This is a genomic window from Arthrobacter oryzae (assembly GCF_030812315.1).
Lineage (GTDB): Bacteria > Actinomycetota > Actinomycetes > Actinomycetales > Micrococcaceae > Arthrobacter > Arthrobacter oryzae_B.
The window spans coordinates 72,247-87,797 of the sequence record NZ_JAUSSM010000003.1 but is presented as its reverse complement, the minus strand read 5'-3'; the positions used below and the strand labels follow the sequence as shown (position 1 = coordinate 87,797).

Sequence of the window (15,551 nt, the reverse complement as noted above, 5' to 3'; positions counted from 1 at the left end):
TACCCGGCCCAGTGACCCGAAACACGGCCCCCGCACAGAATTGGCTAGGATGGGGGCTAGCCGACGAGGTTCACTCCAGGGTCAGCACAACCCGTAGACGAAATTCACTTTAGGAGTCAGCATGCCCATTGCAACCCCAGAGATCTACTCCGAGATGATCGACCGCGCAAAAGCGGGCGGCTTCGCTTTTCCGGCCGTCAACGTCACGTCCTCGCAGACGCTGAACGCGGCCCTGCGCGGGTTTGCAGACGCAGAGTCCGACGGCATCATCCAGGTTTCCACCGGCGGTGCGGCCTACTGGTCCGGCGCCTCCACCAAGGACATGGTTGCCGGTTCGCTGGGCTTCGCTGCCTTCGCCCGCGAAGTGGCCAAGAACTATGGCGTCAACATCGCCCTCCACACCGACCACTGCCCCAAGGACAAGCTGGACGGCTTTGTCCTGCCGCTGCTGGCAGCTTCCGAGGCTGAGGTCAAGGCCGGACGCAACCCGCTGTTCAACTCGCACATGTGGGACGGCTCCGCCGAGACCCTGCAGGAAAACCTGCGCATCGCCCGCGAACTCCTGGAGCGCACCGCTGCTGCGAAGATGATCCTTGAGGTCGAGATCGGCACCGTTGGCGGCGAGGAGGACGGCGTCGAAAACGAGATCAACGAGAAGCTCTACACCACGGTGGAAGACGCCCTGGCAACCATCGAAGCCCTGGGTGCCGGCGAGAACGGCCGCTACATCACCGCCCTGACCTTCGGCAACGTGCACGGCGTGTACAAGCCGGGTGGCGTGAAGCTGCGCCCGGAGATCCTGAAGGACATCCAGGCCCAGGTCGGCGCCAAGATCGGCAAGGAAAACCCGTTCGACCTCGTATTCCACGGCGGTTCCGGCTCCTCCGACCAGGAAATCGCCGACGCCGTTTCCTACGGCACCATCAAGATGAACATCGACACGGACACCCAGTACGCCTACACGCGTCCCGTGGCCGACCACATGTTCAAGAACTACGACGGCGTGCTGAAGGTTGACGGCGAGGTCGGCAACAAGAAGACTTACGATCCCCGCGTCTGGGGCGCCTCAGCCGAAGCCGGCCTGGCAGCCCGCGTTGTTGAAGCCACGAAGCAGCTCGGCTCGGCCGGGAAGACCTTCTAGTATGTCCGACGAGTTCCGCAGGAACCTGATGGGTCCCGAGCCCACGCTCCTGCCTGCCGAGACCGAGGTCTACGAGCAGCTGGATGCGGGCCAGGAAGCCCTGGACCTGGTGGAGAAGCACCCCACCTCGTCACTGCTGTGGGCTGTGCTCGCCGAGGAAGCCTGGGCTGAGGGCCGGACCATCGAGTCCTATGCCTATGCCCGTGTGGGCTACCACCGCGGCCTGGATTCACTGCGGCGCAACGGCTGGCGCGGGGTGGGACCCATCCCGTGGGAACACGAACCCAACCGCGGCTTCCTGCGTGCCCTGTACTCCCTGGGCCGCGCCTCATCGGCGATCGGCGAGGCAGAGGAACCGGAACGCATCGAGAAGTTCCTCAATGACTCCGATCCCTCCGCCAAAGCGGCCATCGAAGGCAAGTAACTGAACGTACGACGGCGGCCCCTCACCTTCGCAGGTGAGGGGCCGCCGTCGTACGTGGTTCAGGCTATTTAGTTCGCCTTGGTGAGGCCGGTGCGGGCCATGGCGTCCAGGTAAGCAACGTGCATCTCGTCGAGGTACTGCTGCTGGCGGGCCTCGGTTCCGGCGAAGGCGCGGCCGCTGAGCGAGCGGACCTTGTAGGTCTTCAGGCCGCGGCGCCACAGCAGCGGCACTTCGGTCTTCAGGAGCAGCTGGGCCAGGCGGTTGGCCTCGGTGCCGTGGGCCACGATCACGGACGCGCGGGGAACCAGCGCGAGGAACTTCAGCAGCGGCTTAAGGCCGGCGGAAATCTGGTCCGGGGTGAACTTGCCGTTCGGCTCGCCGGGAGTGTGCCACGGGTGGACGTTCCACGGCATGACGAATTCGGGGCGGAGGCCCAGCTTCCACTGCACGCCGAGCATGCGGGTGGCGGCTTCGTTGTCGCCGGCGGTGATGAAGCCCGATTCATCGGCGGTGCCGATGTTGGAGTACAGGCTGATGATGCGGCACTCGTCGACGTCGTGCATCGGGTCCACATAGGGGACCACGGTGTCCGGCTTGACGCCCTGGAGGGTGTCGCACAGCTCGTTGACAGCTGCGACGTTGGGTTCGTAACGGCGGCTCAGAAGCTGCTCGCGGAATGATTCAGTAGCCAAGGCTGTCATGTATTGCTGTGTCTCCTGCGGGATCGGTGACGCTGCCACACCAGCCGCGGGCATGCCAAATACCGGGCACGCCTAGGTACGGTGTGGTTGAAAATGTGGTGAGTGGACCGACTCCTGATCGATCCTTATCAGTCTATCAAGCCCGGCGAAATGCCGGGCCGGGATCCCGCGGATCGGGTCCAGGGGGCTCCCGCAGCCCCCTGGACCCTGCAGTCGGTTAGCCGGCCTTTGCCGCAGTGGTGGCTTTCTCCCCGCTGCCGGATGTTGCTGCGGGGTAGATCGTCTCGGACGGCGCGCGGTTGGTGGCTTTGGCCCAGGGGTAGTAGACAGCCATCGTGACGAGGATGCCCTCGATCCAGGAAATGTCCGCTCCTCCCAGCCACTTGGTAACCGGCCCGGTGTAGAGCGCCTGGGCGAGGAACGGCACCTGGACCAGGACACCAATCCCGTAGGAGGCCAGGGCCGGGACATTCCAGCGGCCGTAGCGGCCGTCCGGGTTATACAGGGCCGGGATGTCCAGCCGGTCGCGGGAGATCTTGTAGTAGTCCACGAGGTTGATCACGGACCATGGCGTAAACACCATCAGCAGCAGCAGGACGAAGTTCTTGAAGACGTTCAGGAAGTCCTTGCTGGCGAAGAGGGCTATCAGCACGCTGGCCGTGATGACGGCGATGATGAAGACGATCCGGGCTGCCCGTGAGACCGAGTCCCGCCGGTTGATGGCCGTGCTGATGGTCACCGAGCACATGAAGGCACCGTAGGCGTTGAGGCAGTTGACGGTGAGCTTGCCCGTGACGATCACGAGGTAGATGAAGATCGCGATCAGCCCTCCACCGGCCAGGTCTCCCATGTAGCCCACCTGGTTCTTGAGGAAATCGCCGCCCAGGCCGGCGGCGGAGAGCCCGCCGGCGATGGCGCCCAGGGTCATCGCCCATTGGGCGCCGCCCACCGAGCCGGCGAACGTGTACCAGAAGGTTTTGCGCTCCGAGGTGGCCTGGGGCAGGTAACGCGAATAATCGGCGACGTAGGGGCCAAAGGTGAGCTGCCATCCCGCGCCCAAGGCTATTGCCGTGAGGAAAGTGGGCCACTCGAAGCCTTTCAGGAACATGATCTGGCCGACGTCGAACCTGGTGAACACGGCAACCGTCAGGTACAGGAAACCGGCCAGGCCCACCACGGTGGCGATGCGGCCCAGGGCATGGATGTACTTGTAGCCAAGGATTGCCAGGAACGCAGTGGCGGCGCCAAAGGTCAGGATGCCCACTGCCGGGGCCTCCACGCCAAGCATGAGGTTGATCGCCTGCCCGGACAGCACCGTGCCGGTAGACGCGAAGCCGATATACATCAGGATCACCAGGACCAGCGGAATGACGGCGCCGTAAACACCGAACTGGGCCCGGCTGGAGATCATCTGGGGAAGCCCCAGCTTTGGTCCCTGGGCGGAGTGCAGTGCCATGACTGCCCCGCCGACGACGTTGCCCAGCAGGAGGCCGATGATGGCCCAGAACGCGTCCGCCCCGAACACAACGGCGAGGGCGCCGTCAACGATTGCGGTGATCTGCGCGTTCGCACCGAACCAGAGGGTGAACTGCCCCCGGGGGTGGCCGTGCCGCTCGAGGGGCGGGATCATCTCGATTGACCGGGCCTCAACGGTAGTGCTTCCTGCTGCCATGGTTACTCCTCGTGCTGGCTGTTATGTTCCATGTCATAGGGTTGCGGGCCGGAGAACGACGGCGATACGCCGGCCTATGTCGCAAATACCAGACAGCCCGGCGTGTCGTCCGGAATATGCCGACGCCGTGGTCCGGTCCCATATCGGCTAAACTTGGGTGGTAAGAGCCCCGGAACTCTTGCGCTGTGACTGTCGGCCTACCGGCCCAATGGTCGCAGCAGTGGAATTCGGGGCATTCTCATGAACGGCGCTGTCCCTCGGCGGTCACCTTGGTGAACCGGCTGCGGTCCGGCCCGAACGAATGGGGGAGGATCCCATGCCAGCAATCGTGATCGTCGGAGCCCAATGGGGCGACGAAGGCAAAGGTAAAGCCACTGACCTGCTTGGTGGCCGCGTTGACTACGTGGTGAAGCCGAACGGCGGCAACAACGCCGGGCACACCGTCGTCGTAGGCGGTGAGAAGTATGAGCTCAAGCTCCTTCCTGCCGGCATCCTGAGCCCGAACGCGGTTCCGATTATCGGCAACGGCTGTGTGGTGAACCTCGAAGCCCTGTTCCAGGAGATCGACGGCCTGGAAGCCCGTGGGGCGGACACCTCCAAGCTCCGCGTCTCAGCCAACGCCCACCTCGTCGCGCCATATCACCAGGTGCTGGACAAGGTCACCGAACGGTTCCTGGGCAGCCGCGCCATCGGCACCACCGGCCGCGGCATCGGCCCGGCGTACATGGACAAAGTGGCCCGTCTGGGCATCCGCGTCCAGGACGTGTTTGACGCCTCCATCCTCCGCCAGAAGGTTGAAGGTTCGCTGCGCCAGAAGAACGAGCTCCTCGTCAAGGTGTACAACCGCCGCGACATCGAGGTGAACGAGATCGTGGAGTACTTCCTCTCCTTCGCGGACCGCCTGCGCCCGCTGGTCATTGACAGCACATTTGTCCTGAACAAGGCGCTGGACGAGGGCAAGGTGGTGCTCATGGAGGGCGGCCAGGCCACATTCCTGGACGTGGACCACGGGACATACCCGTTCGTCACGTCCTCCAACCCGACGGCCGGCGGCGCTTCGGTGGGCTCAGGCATCGGCCCCACCCGGATCTCGCGCTCCATCGGCATCATCAAGGCGTACACCACCCGCGTCGGCGCCGGCCCGTTCCCCACGGAACTGTTCGACGAGATGGGCATGTACCTGCAGAAGACCGGCGGCGAATTCGGTGTCAACACGGGCCGTCCGCGCCGCTGCGGCTGGTATGACGCCGTCCTGGCCCGCCACGCCTCCCGCGTCAACGGCTTCACGGACTACTTCGTCACCAAGCTTGACGTGCTCACCGGCATCGAGCAGATCCCGGTCTGCGTGGCTTACGACGTCGACGGCGTCCGGCACGACGAAATGCCGATGACGCAGACCGAGTTCCACCACGCCAAGCCGATCTTCGAGTACTTCGAGGGCTGGACCGAGGACATCACCGCGGCGCGCACCCTGGAGGATCTCCCGGAGAACGCCCGCAATTACGTGCTGGCACTCGAGAAGCTGTCCGGCACGCGCTTCTCAGCCATCGGAGTCGGCCCGGACCGCGACCAGACCATCGTGGTCAACGACCTGATTCTGGACTAACGCCAACTGACGCCCGACGGCGGCGGGTCACCTGGAAAGGTGGCCCGCCGCCGTCGTTGTGCATGCCGGCTATTCGGCCTGTTTGTCGCGCAATTGGAGCAGGTGCTGCTGCAGTTTCGCTTCGGCGTCGCGGCGTCGGCGGGCCTGCTCGTGCATGGCGCGGGTCGCTGCGGAACCGGTATTGATCAGTCGGGTCTCGTGTTTTGGGGCCACTGCTGAACTGGCGGCAGGTACGGCCATCACTTCCTCGCTCATGCCCGTATCCTGACACCCAATGCCCGGCCCACGTAACCCCTTGCGGCGGAGCGTTACAGGATCGGAACTTCCCCAAGGTGCCCGGCTCGGGCGGTCAGCCCAAGGCGGGGCCGGCGATGCGTAGCGGGCATGCGATGCGGGTGGCCGCAGCTGCGATTACGGGTACCGGTTACTCGTGACCTGCCCGTCCGCTCTTCCTATGTTGGACTCACCGGCGCTTCGCGGGGAACGGGAACCCTCGAAGGTTGCTCTCCGGACCGCCAAGGAAGAGGTGGACATCATGGGTCTCAGCTTGAAGTCAGACAAAGCGATAACCGGGTCAGCGCCGGAAGCGCCGGACCGGTATGCGAGCCCGGGACAGGGCCCGCGCCGTTACCGTGCCCGCATCAACCGGGAGCCGGTTCTTGACCGCACACGGGTGCAGGAGCTCGCCGGGGGAGTCCATTCCCAGAGCCGGCTCCTTGAATTCCTGAACCTGTTCCTGGTCTTGCTCCCGTCCAGGGTCAACAACGTCATCAGCGCCTTGGACAGCGGGGACCACGAGGCGGCCAGTGCCGCGGCCCAAAGCCTTGCGTCGTCCGCGGCGATGGCGGGGGCCGCCCGGCTCGAACTGGTTGCCTGGCTCGTGGATGCCGATCTGCGCGTCGGACGGATGGACCGGGCACGTGAGACGGGCCGGCGCCTCGGCCCGGACGCTTCGGAGTTGGCATCGGCGCTGTCCCGTTTACTGACGGGCTCCTGACTCAGTCGCCAACTTCCGCCCGCTCACCCGGCAACAACGCGGGGCCTCGCCGAAGGTGGGCACCGGTGCGGATCGCCACCTTTGCCAGGGCGATAATGGGTTTTATGCAGTCGGAGTGGAGTCCCCGCATCAGCTGGGCGGATTTGCCGGGCCACGTGCAGACAGGAATAGAACAGATCCTGGGTTCCCCTGTTGCCCACGCGACGGGTCAGCAGGGCGGATTTTCTCCGGGCACGGCCGACAGGGTCCTTACTGTTGCGGGCGGAAGGGCCTTCATTAAGGCGGTGAGTCCCCGGCTGAACGAGTACTCGCCAGCCATCCACCGCAAAGAAGCGGCCGTAACTGCGGCACTGCCCGAGGGCGTCCCGGCGCCGTCGCTGATTGGCACCTTCGACGACGGAGAATGGGTAGCCCTCATCCTTAGCGATGTGGAGGGCCGCCATCCGCGCCTGCCCTGGCGTTCAGCGGAGCTGAGGTGTGTGTTGGACGCATTGTTCGAACTTTCACGGATGCCGGTCCCTCCTGCCCTGGCCCACCTACCGGCACTGGAGCACGAACTTGCCGACGCTTTCGAAGGGTGGCAGCGGATCGGCACGGACCCGCCCGAAGAGTGCGATCCCTGGATCCTGAAGAACCTCGACGCTTTGGGACAACTCGCCGAAAACGGGCTCCAGGACCTCGCCGGACCCTCGCTCGTGCACACAGACGTACGGTCCGACAATATCCTGATGACGGCCCACAACCGGGCCGTGCTGGTGGACTGGCCGTGGGCGTGCATCGGCTCGCCTTGGGTCGACGGCCTCACAGTCCTGATAAACGTGCGGGTCTACGATCCAAGGTTCGATGTGGAGTCCGTGCTGGGGTCCCACCAGCTATTTGCCGCGGCCACTGCGGACGGCATTAATCGGGTGTTGTCGGGCCTGGGGGCGTACTTTACCGACGCTGGGAGGCAGCCGCCCCCACCGGGGCTCCCCACTCTCCGGGCCTTTCAGCGAAGGCAGGGCGAAGCCGTTATCCGCTGGCTCCGGCAACGGTTATCCCCCCTCTGACCTTGTACGGGGACGGCGGCTGAAACTCTTGTGAAGTTTTTTCGGCTTTCGCGTAACCCTGGGCGCTGCCGTGACGATTACCACTATGAAAGCGCCGGGTTCGAAGTTGTCCCCCATCAGGTTCGAACCCGGCGCTTGACTGCAAAAAGAGTGCCGGGCTGGAACTGTCCCCCATCAGGTTTCCGGCCCGGCCCTTTTTTGTCCGAAGCCGGTTCAGCAGGAAGCCGGCCCAGGAGTGCGCGGTATCTGCCGGCCTTTCACCTCGGTTACCCGGGGTAAAGTTGTTGGGCGGGATACAACCCCGCCGCCACTTGATGGCCATACAATGATGTAGCCATCTCCCTTGAACGAAAGCCACACGTCCGTGACAGACGCACTGACCGACGATTCATTGCATGCCCTCAAGGGACGCGATGGCGAGTTGTTCAGTCTGGTCTATCGGAGCTATGCGTCGCAGGTACTCGGGTATCTGACCGCCCGTGGTGTCGAGGACCCGGAGGCCACCATGCAGGATGTCTTCCTTGCGGTTCTGCCCCGGATCGATACCATTAGCGGCGGTGCCAGCGGACTTCGCACGTTCCTGTTCTCGGTAGCGCATGCACGGATGGTTGACGACCACCGAAGGCAAAGCCGAACCCCAGCGAAGCAACCGTTCGAACCGGAGCTGGACCGGCGGGAATCCAGATCGGCGGAAGCAGCGGCCATGCAGCTGGTGGCACCGGGGGAAGTGCTGGCGCTGCTGGAAGCGCTGGGAGAGGACCAGAAGGAAGTCCTGACACTGCGGATCATTGCAGATCTCACGGTGGATCAAGTTGCCGAAATTATGGGGAAAAGCGCCGGAGCCGTAAAACAGCTTCAGCGACGTGCTTTGGACAGACTCCGTGAACATTCGGCCGTAAAGGACTACGTGGCGCCATGACAACCAGGGATGAATTTTCCGGGGGGACCGTTGACCGGCTTCTGCTGGACGCAGGCCACGCAGAGGTGCCCGAACTCAAAGCCGCCCTCTTGTCCATTGCCTCACTCGCTCAGATGCCGGCACCCGCCCCCGGGCCCGAACTAGCCCTTATGCTGGACGGTCCGCGGGATGAGCTGACCCGGCAGCGCTGGCTGCGCAAGCACCGTCCCACGGTGGTGGGGCTCGCGGTCCTGGCAGGCATGGGCCTCGGAGTCAGCGGTGTTGCTGCCACCAGCCAAGGGTCCGGAGACGGCTCCGGGCCGTGGTCCGTCCAACAGCTGACCACCGACTGGGCGCCCGGCTGGACCCTTCCCCTGGCGCCGGAAGCCGCGGACCACAGGGGGCGGATCACCTGGGTCTCACCGCTCTTCCTGCAGCTTGACCGGGCCCACCCTGCGGCCGCACACGGACCCGCTGAGCCTGCCGCGCAAACCGCCGATGCAGAGGCGGCGGCTGTCGAGCCCGCGGCGCCAATCACGACCGGGCGGGATAAGGGCCGGTCACCGATCGGCGAAGGCTGGGCTCACGGCGCCGCCTCGAACGGAAATACCGGGCGGGCCAACCACGGTAGGGCTAATCCGGGCAACGCCGGGGCCGGGCAGGGCATGACCGGACGGGCATCGGATCAGGCCGATGGGCAGGACGCCGAAATTACGCCTGGTGCGGCCGAATCCGATGCAGCGGAAACCGGCGACGGAGCGGAACTCAGCGACGGAGCACCGGAATACGAGGGGATGGACCCGGCGAAATCGGGTGTGAAGCTGGGTTCGACCGTGGAAACCGCGATCGACTCCACAGTGGAGTCCGCCCTTGATTCCGTCAGCAGTTGGCTGGGAAAGTTCCGGCGGTAACCCCACCCAACTGACTGGCAGTTAACGCTCCCAAAAGCGATCTTCGCGACGTTAACTGCGAGTCAGTTGGGCCGCGCCAAGGGGCGGGGTCAGGCCAGGACCTGTCGCTTCGAGGAAATGACGCCGGTGTCGAATCCGGCAAGGTGGAGTCCGCCGTGGAACCTGGCGTGCTCGATCTTCACGCACCGGTCCATCACCACATTGAGCCCGGCCGTTTCAGCATCCGCGCCCACTTCCTCGTGCCAGGAACCCAGCTGCAGCCAAAGGGTCTTGGCACCGGCTGCGATGGCCTCGTCCAGGACGCCCGGGAGATCGTCGTGCTTCCTGAACACATCCACGATGTCCGGGCTTTCGGGAAGTTCGGCCAATGAGGCGTAGGTCGGCTGGCCAAGGATCTCCTTCACAACGGGGTTCACGAAGTACACCTTGTACCGCGTGGAGGACTGCAGGTAGGTGGCTACAAAATAGCTGGCCCGCGAAGGCTTGTCGGAGGCACCCACAATCGCAATGGACGTCGCCTGCCGGAGCAGGTTCAGGCGGTCTGGCGCCGAGGGGCCCTGCCAGGTGCGGTCTTCAGTGCTCATGAAAGTGCTCCGATCGTGCAGGCGTCGGCCGGTTCGTCGAGGTCATCGTTGGCCAAGTTGTCCGTCGCAGCCTTTTGCGCTTCAGTTAGGGCCTGGTCGAGGTCCCAGAGGATGTCCTCGATGTCCTCAAGCCCGATCGAAATCCTGACCAGGTCTTCCGGGACACCGGCGGATTCCAGCTGGGCCGGGCTCAGCTGCTGGTGCGTGGTGGAGCCGGGGTGGATGACCAGGGTGCGTGAGTCGCCAACGTTGGCCAGGTGGGAGGCCAGCTGGAGCGACTCGATGAACTTCTGCCCGGCCGTGCGGCCGCCCTTCACGCCGAAGGAGAACACCGATCCGGGACCCAGGGGCAGGTACTTCTTCGCCCGCTCAAAATGCGGGTGGGACGGCAGGCCGGAGAAGTTCACGTACGCCACGCGGGGATCGGCTTCGAGCCATTCCGCCACGGCCTGTGCGTTCTTCAGGTGTTCGTCGAGGCGCTGCGGAAGCGTCTCCACGCCCTGCAGCAGCTGGAATGCGGACTGGGGTGAGAGCGCGGGACCGATGTCGCGCAGCTGCTCGCAGCGCAGCTTGGTCAGGAACCCGTATTCGCCGAAGTTGCCCCACCAGGAGACGTTGCCGTAGGAGGCCACGGGCTCGGTCATGGTGGGGAACTTGCCGTTGCCCCAGTTGAACCGGCCGCTCTCCACGATCACGCCGCCCAGCGTGGTGCCGTGGCCGCCGAGGAACTTGGTGGCGGAGTGGATCACGATGTCTGCACCGTGCTCAATCGGCCGCACGAGGTACGGCGTGCTCAAGGTGGCGTCGACGACGAGGGGGATGCCAGCGTCGTTCGCTACCTTCGCAAGCCCCTCAAGGTCCTGGACCTCCGACGACGGGTTGGCCACCACCTCGACGAAAATGGCCTTGGTGTTCTCCCGGACGGCAGCCGCGTAGTCCGCGGGGTCGGTGCCGGGAACGAATGTGGTGTCCACGCCGAAACGGCGCAGGGTGACATCCAGCTGGGTGACCGTTCCGCCGTACAGCTGGGAGGCTGCCACGATGTGGTCGCCGGCCTGGGTGAGTGCGGCAAAGGTGATGAACTCCGCGGCCATGCCCGACGACGTCGCGACCGCGCCGATGCCGCCCTCGAGGGACGCAATGCGCTCCTCAAACGCCGCCACGGTCGGGTTGCCGATGCGCGAGTAGATGTTGCCGTACTTCTGCAGCGCGAAGAGGTTGGCAGCGTCCTGGGTGTCCTTGAAAACGAAGGACGTGGTCTGGTAGATCGGCACGGCACGGGCGCCGTGCTCGGCGTCGGGGGTGCCGCCGGCGTGCAGGGCGCGGGTGCGGAAACCGAACTTGCGGTCAGCCATTACGCGTTCACCAGCCCTGCGGTTGAGCCTGCCGAAGCCACCGGCGTCCGGGACAGGTCCAGCTCCGTGCCGTTCCTGCGGGCAAGATCCGCCTCGAGTTCGCGGACGATCGGCAGGATGTCCTGGCCGAAGGCCGCCACTTCCTCCTGGAAGTGAAGGTAGCCGGTGAGGAACAGGTTCACGCCGATCTTCTTGTACTCCACGATCCGTTCAGCGATCTGTTCGGGAGTGCCGATCAGCTGGGTCTTGAACCCGTCGTTGTACTGCACCAGGTCCTCGAAGGTGGAGTCGGCCCACATGCCCTTGCCGTCCTTGGTGGACGCTCCGGCCTCCTGGACGGCGTCGCGGAACCCCTGGACTGCGGGCTTGTGCGCCTTCTCCACGATTTCGCGGAGGGTGTCGCGGGCTTCCTTTTCGGAGTCGCGGGCGATGACGAAGCCGTTGAGGCCAAACTTCGGGGCAGGGAGGGCGCCTTCAGTGCCGCGCCCGGCGGCACCCGACCCGGCGACCACGCCTGCGATGTTCTCCTTGAAGCCCTCCAGGTCCTTGCCGTTGGAGAAGTACCAGTCGGCCACGCGGCCGGCGGTGGCCTGGGCCGCGGTGGAGTTGCCGCCGAAGAAGATCTCCGGGTGCGCCCGGCCGGGAACGTCCACCGGGGCCGGGTTCAGGGTGAAGTCGGTGATGTTGTAGTACTTGCCGGACTGGCTGTATTCCTGCTCGGTCCAGAGGCCACGCAGGACCTTGATGAATTCCTCGGTGCGGACGTAGCGCTCGTCATGCTCCAGCCACTCGAGGCCGAAGTTGGTGAACTCGTTCTTGAGCCAGCCGGAGACGATGTTCACGGCGGCGCGGCCGTTGGAGATGTGGTCCGCTGTGATGATGAACTTGGCCAGCACGCCGGGGTGCCACATGCCGGGGTGGACGGCCGAGATGACCTTGAGCCGCTCCGTGGCGGCCAGCAACGCGAGGCTGAAGGACGTGGCCTCGTGCTGCTTGTCCGCACCGTAGGAGGCGGTGTAGCGGGTCTGCGTCAGGGCGTATTCGAATCCGGAGTTTTCCGCGATCCGGGCCAGCTTCTTGTTGTAGTCGAAGTCCCAGCCGGTGCGCTGTTCGATGGTGGAGACCACCAGGCCGCCGGAAACGTTCGGCACCCAGTAGGCGAACTTGAGCGGCTCGGAAAGACGGGCAACGTTGCTGATGTCGTTCATGATTGTTCCTTTACTTCTGTCCGTTGAGGGGAGAAGCCGGGACGGCGGCGGCATAGCCGTCCAAGGCTTCCTGGATTCCGGCGATCGCCGGTTCGTTCTGGAGCGATGTTGTGTCGCCGAGGGCGGTTCTCTCGAAAAGCTGGGTGAGCAGCCTGCGCATGATCTTGCCGCTGCGTGTCTTGGGCACGTCAGGAACCACGACGACGTCGCGCGGCTTGGCGATCGGTCCGATCTCCTTCGCGACGTGGTTGCGGAGCTCGGCGGCCACTTCCGCGGAAACCCCGCCCTTCAGCACCACGAAGGCGACGACGGCATGGCCGGTCTTGGCGTCCGCCACCGGACAGACGCCGGCCTCAACAACGCTCGGGTGGGAGACGAGGGCCGATTCGATTTCGATCGTGGACAGCAGGTGGCCGGACACATTGAGGGTGTCGTCCACCCGCCCCAGGATCCAGATGTCGCCGTCGGCGTCGTATTTGGCGCCGTCCCCCGCCAGGAACCAGCCCTGGGCGGCGTACTTGCGCCAGTACGAATCGAAGTAGCGCTGCGGGTTGCCCCAGACAGTGCGGGCAATCGCCGGACCCGGGGTGTCCACCACAATGAATCCCTGCACGCCCGGCGGGACGGTATTGCCGGCGTCGTCCACGATCCGGGTGCTGACGCCCGGCAGCGGACGGGCCGCGCAGCCCGGCTTGAACTCGATGTCGGTCGGCGCGGGGGAGAGGATGGTGGCGCCGGTCTCGGACTGCCACCACGTGTCCACCACGGGGGCGGTGCCGGCGCCGACGTTCTGCCGCAGCCAGCGCCAGGCCTCCGGGTTGACTGCTTCGCCGACCGTGCCGAGCATGCGGATGGAGGAGAGGTCGTAGGTGTCAGGGATGCCGTCCGGAAACCAGCCCATGAGCGAGCGGACCAGCGTGGGCGCCGTGTAGTACTGGGTGACGCCGTAGCGCTCGATGATCTCGAAGTGCCGGCCCGGGTGCGGGGTGTTGGGCGTGCCTTCGAAGATCACCTGCGTAACGCCGTTGGACAGCGGGCCGTAGATCTCATAGGTGTGGGCGGTGACCCACGCCAGGTCCGCGGTGCACCAGTGCACGTCCTGGTCCCGGAGCGCCGGGTCCGGGTTGCTGAAGAGGTGCTCGAAGCTCCAGGACGCCTGTGTGAGGTAGCCGCCGGAGGTGTGGACCAGGCCCTTGGGCTTACCCGTGGTGCCGGAGGTGTACATGATGAACAGGGGAGTCTCAGCGTCGAACACTTCCGGCTCGTGCACGTCGGAGGCCCGCCCGACGGCGTCGTGCCACCACACGTCGCGGCCCTCGGTCATCGGGACGCCGGCCAGCCGGTCCGCCGGGGTGGTGCGGTTGACCACCAAAACGTGCTCGATGGCGTTGTCGCCGGCAACCGCGGCATCGGCGTTGTCCTTGACCTGCACGGCCTCGCCGCGGCGGAACTGGCCGTCCGTGGTGACCAGGAGCTTGGCCCGGGTGTCCTCCACCCGGAACTTCAGCGCCTCGGCGGAGAAGCCGCCGAAGACCAGGGAATGGACGGCGCCGATCCGAGCCACGGCCAGGGTGATGATGACGGTTTCGGGGATGACCGGGAGGTAGATGACCACCCGGTCGCCCTTGGTGATGCCCAGGTCCAGGAGGGCATTCGCCGCCTTGGAAACTTCCCGCTGCAGTTCGGCGTACGTGACGGCACGGCGGTCGCCGGGTTCGCCCTCGAAGTGCAGCGCTACTTTATCGCCGCGCCCGGCCGCAACATGGCGGTCCACGCAGTTGTAGGCGACGTTGAGCCTGCCGCCCTCGAACCAGGTGATGTCGGGGCCGGTGCCGGCTTCCAAGTCTGCCGGGACGCGCCGGTGGGCGGTGTGCCAGGGCTTTCGGCTGCTGTTTCCACTGAGGGCTCCGCCGTCGGGTGCCGCCCAGTCCAAACGCAGGGCCTGTTCCTCCCAGAACGCGACCGTGTCGGCCACATGCAGAGTGTCGGCAGCGGCCGGCTTAGCTGCAGTGGCGGGCTGGGGGGTGGTGCCGCGGTGACGCGCCGGTCCGTCAGTGGGGACGCCGTGCACTGCGCCGTCCATGGGCTCGGTCAGGGACCATCCCGAAGAGCCGCGAGAGGAGCCGGGCGCGTCACGCAGCCCTGCTTCGTCCGCCGTCGCGTCCGAAGTGGTTTGTGGGGTTGCCTCGGACGGAATCCGGGCAAAGGTGGGCAGGGCAGAACTATTCTCTGGGGTCATTACAGCACTCCATCGGTCCTGGCAGTAGCACCCGCGGTTCCCCTGGTTCCATCGAATTTCGTCGACAGAGAGTGGAACAGTTACGTGGGAATGGTCGTCTCACGTCACTGGGGTTGCTGCGGCTTCATCGATCCAGGTCTCTTGGCCGCTCGGGATGGTCACTACCTACTAGAACTGAGATGCACGATTTCCCAAAATCCCGCCAGGCTGCGCTGTAATATTCGTTCATCGCCCATGACGTCCAAGCTATTCATTCATTTATTCGAAGATCCGGCTCAAAGGCCGCAGGAGTAAGGTTGATGTATGGCCCACGTTAACGATCCGGCAGTCATAGACCGTCTCATGCGAACCAAAGGCACCTGGGCGATCGTCGGCCTCACCACCAACGAATGGCGCTCGGCCTACGATGTCTCCCTGTACGTGCGTGACCGGATGGGCATGGAAATCATCCCGGTCAACCTCCCGGGTGACGACGTGCACGGGGAGAAGGGGTACCACTCCCTGGCTGACATCCCCGCCGAAAAGCACCCGATCGACGTCGTGGACTGCTTTGTGAACTCCCACAAGGTGGGGGCTGTCATCGACCAGGCCATCGCTGTGGGCGCCAAGGCCGTGTGGCTGCAGCTCGGTGTCTTCGACGACGCCGCCGTGGAGCGTGCCAAGGCGGCCGGACTGGACGTGGTGGTCAACTCGTGCCCCGCCCGCGAAGGGTGGCGGGTGGGCATCTAAAGGCCCAAGGATCGGCACTACCCCGGACGGACTGCGG

Annotated in this window: 15 protein-coding genes; 8 read left to right on the top strand and 7 right to left on the bottom strand. The window is 65.2% G+C overall.

Annotated elements, in window-relative coordinates; translation table 11 throughout:
* The first annotated feature begins 121 nt into the window (after positions 1-121).
* Positions 122-1,141, top strand: coding sequence for a class II fructose-bisphosphate aldolase (fbaA, locus tag J2S97_RS07165; RefSeq protein WP_104174107.1), 1,020 nt, complete (start codon positions 122-124; stop codon positions 1,139-1,141).
* 1 nt (position 1,142) lies between these two features.
* Positions 1,143-1,565, top strand: a complete 423-nt coding sequence (locus J2S97_RS07160) for a DUF3151 domain-containing protein (RefSeq protein ID WP_307047949.1) — start codon at positions 1,143-1,145, stop codon at positions 1,563-1,565.
* A gap of 68 nt (positions 1,566-1,633) precedes the next feature.
* Here J2S97_RS07160 and J2S97_RS07155 read toward each other — a convergent pair whose 3' ends face one another.
* Together J2S97_RS07155 and J2S97_RS07150 are read right to left on the bottom strand one after the other, a co-directional pair.
* A complete protein-coding gene (locus tag J2S97_RS07155; RefSeq protein WP_214954639.1) occupies positions 1,634-2,266 on the bottom strand; it encodes a uracil-DNA glycosylase in 633 nt (210 codons plus the stop codon).
* A gap of 217 nt (positions 2,267-2,483) precedes the next feature.
* Positions 2,484-3,938, bottom strand: a complete 1,455-nt coding sequence (locus J2S97_RS07150; protein WP_307047947.1) for a purine-cytosine permease family protein — start codon at positions 3,936-3,938, stop codon at positions 2,484-2,486.
* 316 nt (positions 3,939-4,254) lie between these two features.
* Here J2S97_RS07150 and J2S97_RS07145 point away from each other — a divergent pair, with 316 nt between their 5' ends.
* Positions 4,255-5,544 carry an adenylosuccinate synthase gene (locus J2S97_RS07145; protein ID WP_307047945.1) on the top strand — a complete coding sequence of 430 codons (1,290 nt, stop codon included), beginning with the start codon at positions 4,255-4,257 and terminating at the stop codon, positions 5,542-5,544.
* Between the two features lie 69 nt (positions 5,545-5,613).
* On the opposite strand, the gene J2S97_RS07140 is transcribed toward J2S97_RS07145, so the two are convergent.
* Positions 5,614-5,799 (bottom strand): hypothetical protein, encoded by a 186-nt coding sequence (locus J2S97_RS07140; RefSeq protein ID WP_307047943.1) that lies wholly within the window; start codon positions 5,797-5,799, stop codon positions 5,614-5,616.
* Between the two features lie 199 nt (positions 5,800-5,998).
* On the opposite strand from J2S97_RS07140, the gene J2S97_RS07135 reads away from it, so the two are divergent.
* From J2S97_RS07135 to J2S97_RS07120, 4 genes are all read left to right on the top strand, one after another.
* The gene (locus tag J2S97_RS07135) at positions 5,999-6,541 is read left to right on the top strand and encodes an Hpt domain-containing protein (RefSeq protein ID WP_307047941.1); all 543 of its coding nucleotides are present in this window, start codon (positions 5,999-6,001) and stop codon (positions 6,539-6,541) included.
* Between the two features lie 65 nt (positions 6,542-6,606).
* The gene (locus J2S97_RS07130) at positions 6,607-7,590 is read left to right on the top strand and encodes a phosphotransferase family protein (RefSeq protein ID WP_307047939.1); all 984 of its coding nucleotides are present in this window, start codon (positions 6,607-6,609) and stop codon (positions 7,588-7,590) included.
* Positions 7,591-7,954: 364 nt separating this feature from the next.
* Complete coding sequence (locus tag J2S97_RS07125) at positions 7,955-8,509, top strand: RNA polymerase sigma factor (protein WP_307047937.1); 555 nt, start codon at positions 7,955-7,957, stop codon at positions 8,507-8,509.
* Positions 8,506-9,399 (top strand): hypothetical protein, encoded by an 894-nt coding sequence (locus J2S97_RS07120; protein WP_307047935.1) that lies wholly within the window; start codon positions 8,506-8,508, stop codon positions 9,397-9,399. Before J2S97_RS07125 ends, J2S97_RS07120 begins: the two co-directional genes overlap by 4 nt.
* Before the next feature lie 89 nt (positions 9,400-9,488).
* On the opposite strand, the gene J2S97_RS07115 is transcribed toward J2S97_RS07120, so the two are convergent.
* Genes J2S97_RS07115 through acs form a run of 4 tightly spaced genes read right to left on the bottom strand, consistent with a single transcriptional unit; the run spans position 9,489 to position 14,629 of the window.
* Positions 9,489-9,983 carry a CoA-binding protein gene (locus J2S97_RS07115; protein WP_307047933.1) on the bottom strand — a complete coding sequence of 165 codons (495 nt, stop codon included), beginning with the start codon at positions 9,981-9,983 and terminating at the stop codon, positions 9,489-9,491.
* Entirely contained in the window at positions 9,980-11,338 is a 1,359-nt protein-coding gene (locus J2S97_RS07110; RefSeq protein ID WP_307047931.1) for an O-acetylhomoserine aminocarboxypropyltransferase/cysteine synthase family protein, read from the bottom strand. The genes J2S97_RS07115 and J2S97_RS07110 overlap by 4 nt, the downstream gene beginning before the upstream one ends.
* Entirely contained in the window at positions 11,338-12,546 is a 1,209-nt protein-coding gene (gene sfnG / locus J2S97_RS07105; protein ID WP_307047929.1) for a dimethylsulfone monooxygenase SfnG, read from the bottom strand. The genes J2S97_RS07110 and sfnG overlap by 1 nt, the downstream gene beginning before the upstream one ends.
* A 10-nt stretch (positions 12,547-12,556) precedes the next feature.
* Positions 12,557-14,629 carry an acetate--CoA ligase gene (gene acs / locus J2S97_RS07100; RefSeq protein WP_373460529.1) on the bottom strand — a complete coding sequence of 691 codons (2,073 nt, stop codon included), beginning with the start codon at positions 14,627-14,629 and terminating at the stop codon, positions 12,557-12,559.
* Positions 14,630-15,088: 459 nt separating this feature from the next.
* On the opposite strand from acs, the gene J2S97_RS07095 reads away from it, so the two are divergent.
* Positions 15,089-15,514, top strand: coding sequence for a CoA-binding protein (locus tag J2S97_RS07095; RefSeq protein ID WP_307047926.1), 426 nt, complete (start codon positions 15,089-15,091; stop codon positions 15,512-15,514).
* The last annotated feature ends 37 nt before the right edge of the window (positions 15,515-15,551 follow it).

What these genes read in the sequence shown, in the direction of transcription:
- fbaA (WP_104174107.1), top strand. Translation starts at nt 122, where the DNA reads ATGCCCATTGCAACCCCAGAGATCTACTCCGAGATGATCGACCGCGCA.
- J2S97_RS07160 (WP_307047949.1), top strand. Translation starts at nt 1,143, where the DNA reads ATGTCCGACGAGTTCCGCAGGAACCTGATGGGTCCCGAGCCCACGCTC.
- J2S97_RS07155 (WP_214954639.1), bottom strand. Translation starts at nt 2,266, where the DNA reads ATGACAGCCTTGGCTACTGAATCATTCCGCGAGCAGCTTCTGAGCCGC.
- J2S97_RS07150 (WP_307047947.1), bottom strand. Translation starts at nt 3,938, where the DNA reads ATGGCAGCAGGAAGCACTACCGTTGAGGCCCGGTCAATCGAGATGATC.
- J2S97_RS07145 (WP_307047945.1), top strand. Translation starts at nt 4,255, where the DNA reads ATGCCAGCAATCGTGATCGTCGGAGCCCAATGGGGCGACGAAGGCAAA.
- J2S97_RS07140 (WP_307047943.1), bottom strand. Translation starts at nt 5,799, where the DNA reads ATGAGCGAGGAAGTGATGGCCGTACCTGCCGCCAGTTCAGCAGTGGCC.
- J2S97_RS07135 (WP_307047941.1), top strand. Translation starts at nt 5,999, where the DNA reads ATGTTGGACTCACCGGCGCTTCGCGGGGAACGGGAACCCTCGAAGGTT.
- J2S97_RS07120 (WP_307047935.1), top strand. Translation starts at nt 8,506, where the DNA reads ATGACAACCAGGGATGAATTTTCCGGGGGGACCGTTGACCGGCTTCTG.
- J2S97_RS07115 (WP_307047933.1), bottom strand. Translation starts at nt 9,983, where the DNA reads ATGAGCACTGAAGACCGCACCTGGCAGGGCCCCTCGGCGCCAGACCGC.
- J2S97_RS07110 (WP_307047931.1), bottom strand. Translation starts at nt 11,338, where the DNA reads ATGGCTGACCGCAAGTTCGGTTTCCGCACCCGCGCCCTGCACGCCGGC.
- sfnG (WP_307047929.1), bottom strand. Translation starts at nt 12,546, where the DNA reads ATGAACGACATCAGCAACGTTGCCCGTCTTTCCGAGCCGCTCAAGTTC.
- acs (WP_373460529.1), bottom strand. Translation starts at nt 14,629, where the DNA reads ATGGACGGCGCAGTGCACGGCGTCCCCACTGACGGACCGGCGCGTCAC.
- J2S97_RS07095 (WP_307047926.1), top strand. Translation starts at nt 15,089, where the DNA reads ATGGCCCACGTTAACGATCCGGCAGTCATAGACCGTCTCATGCGAACC.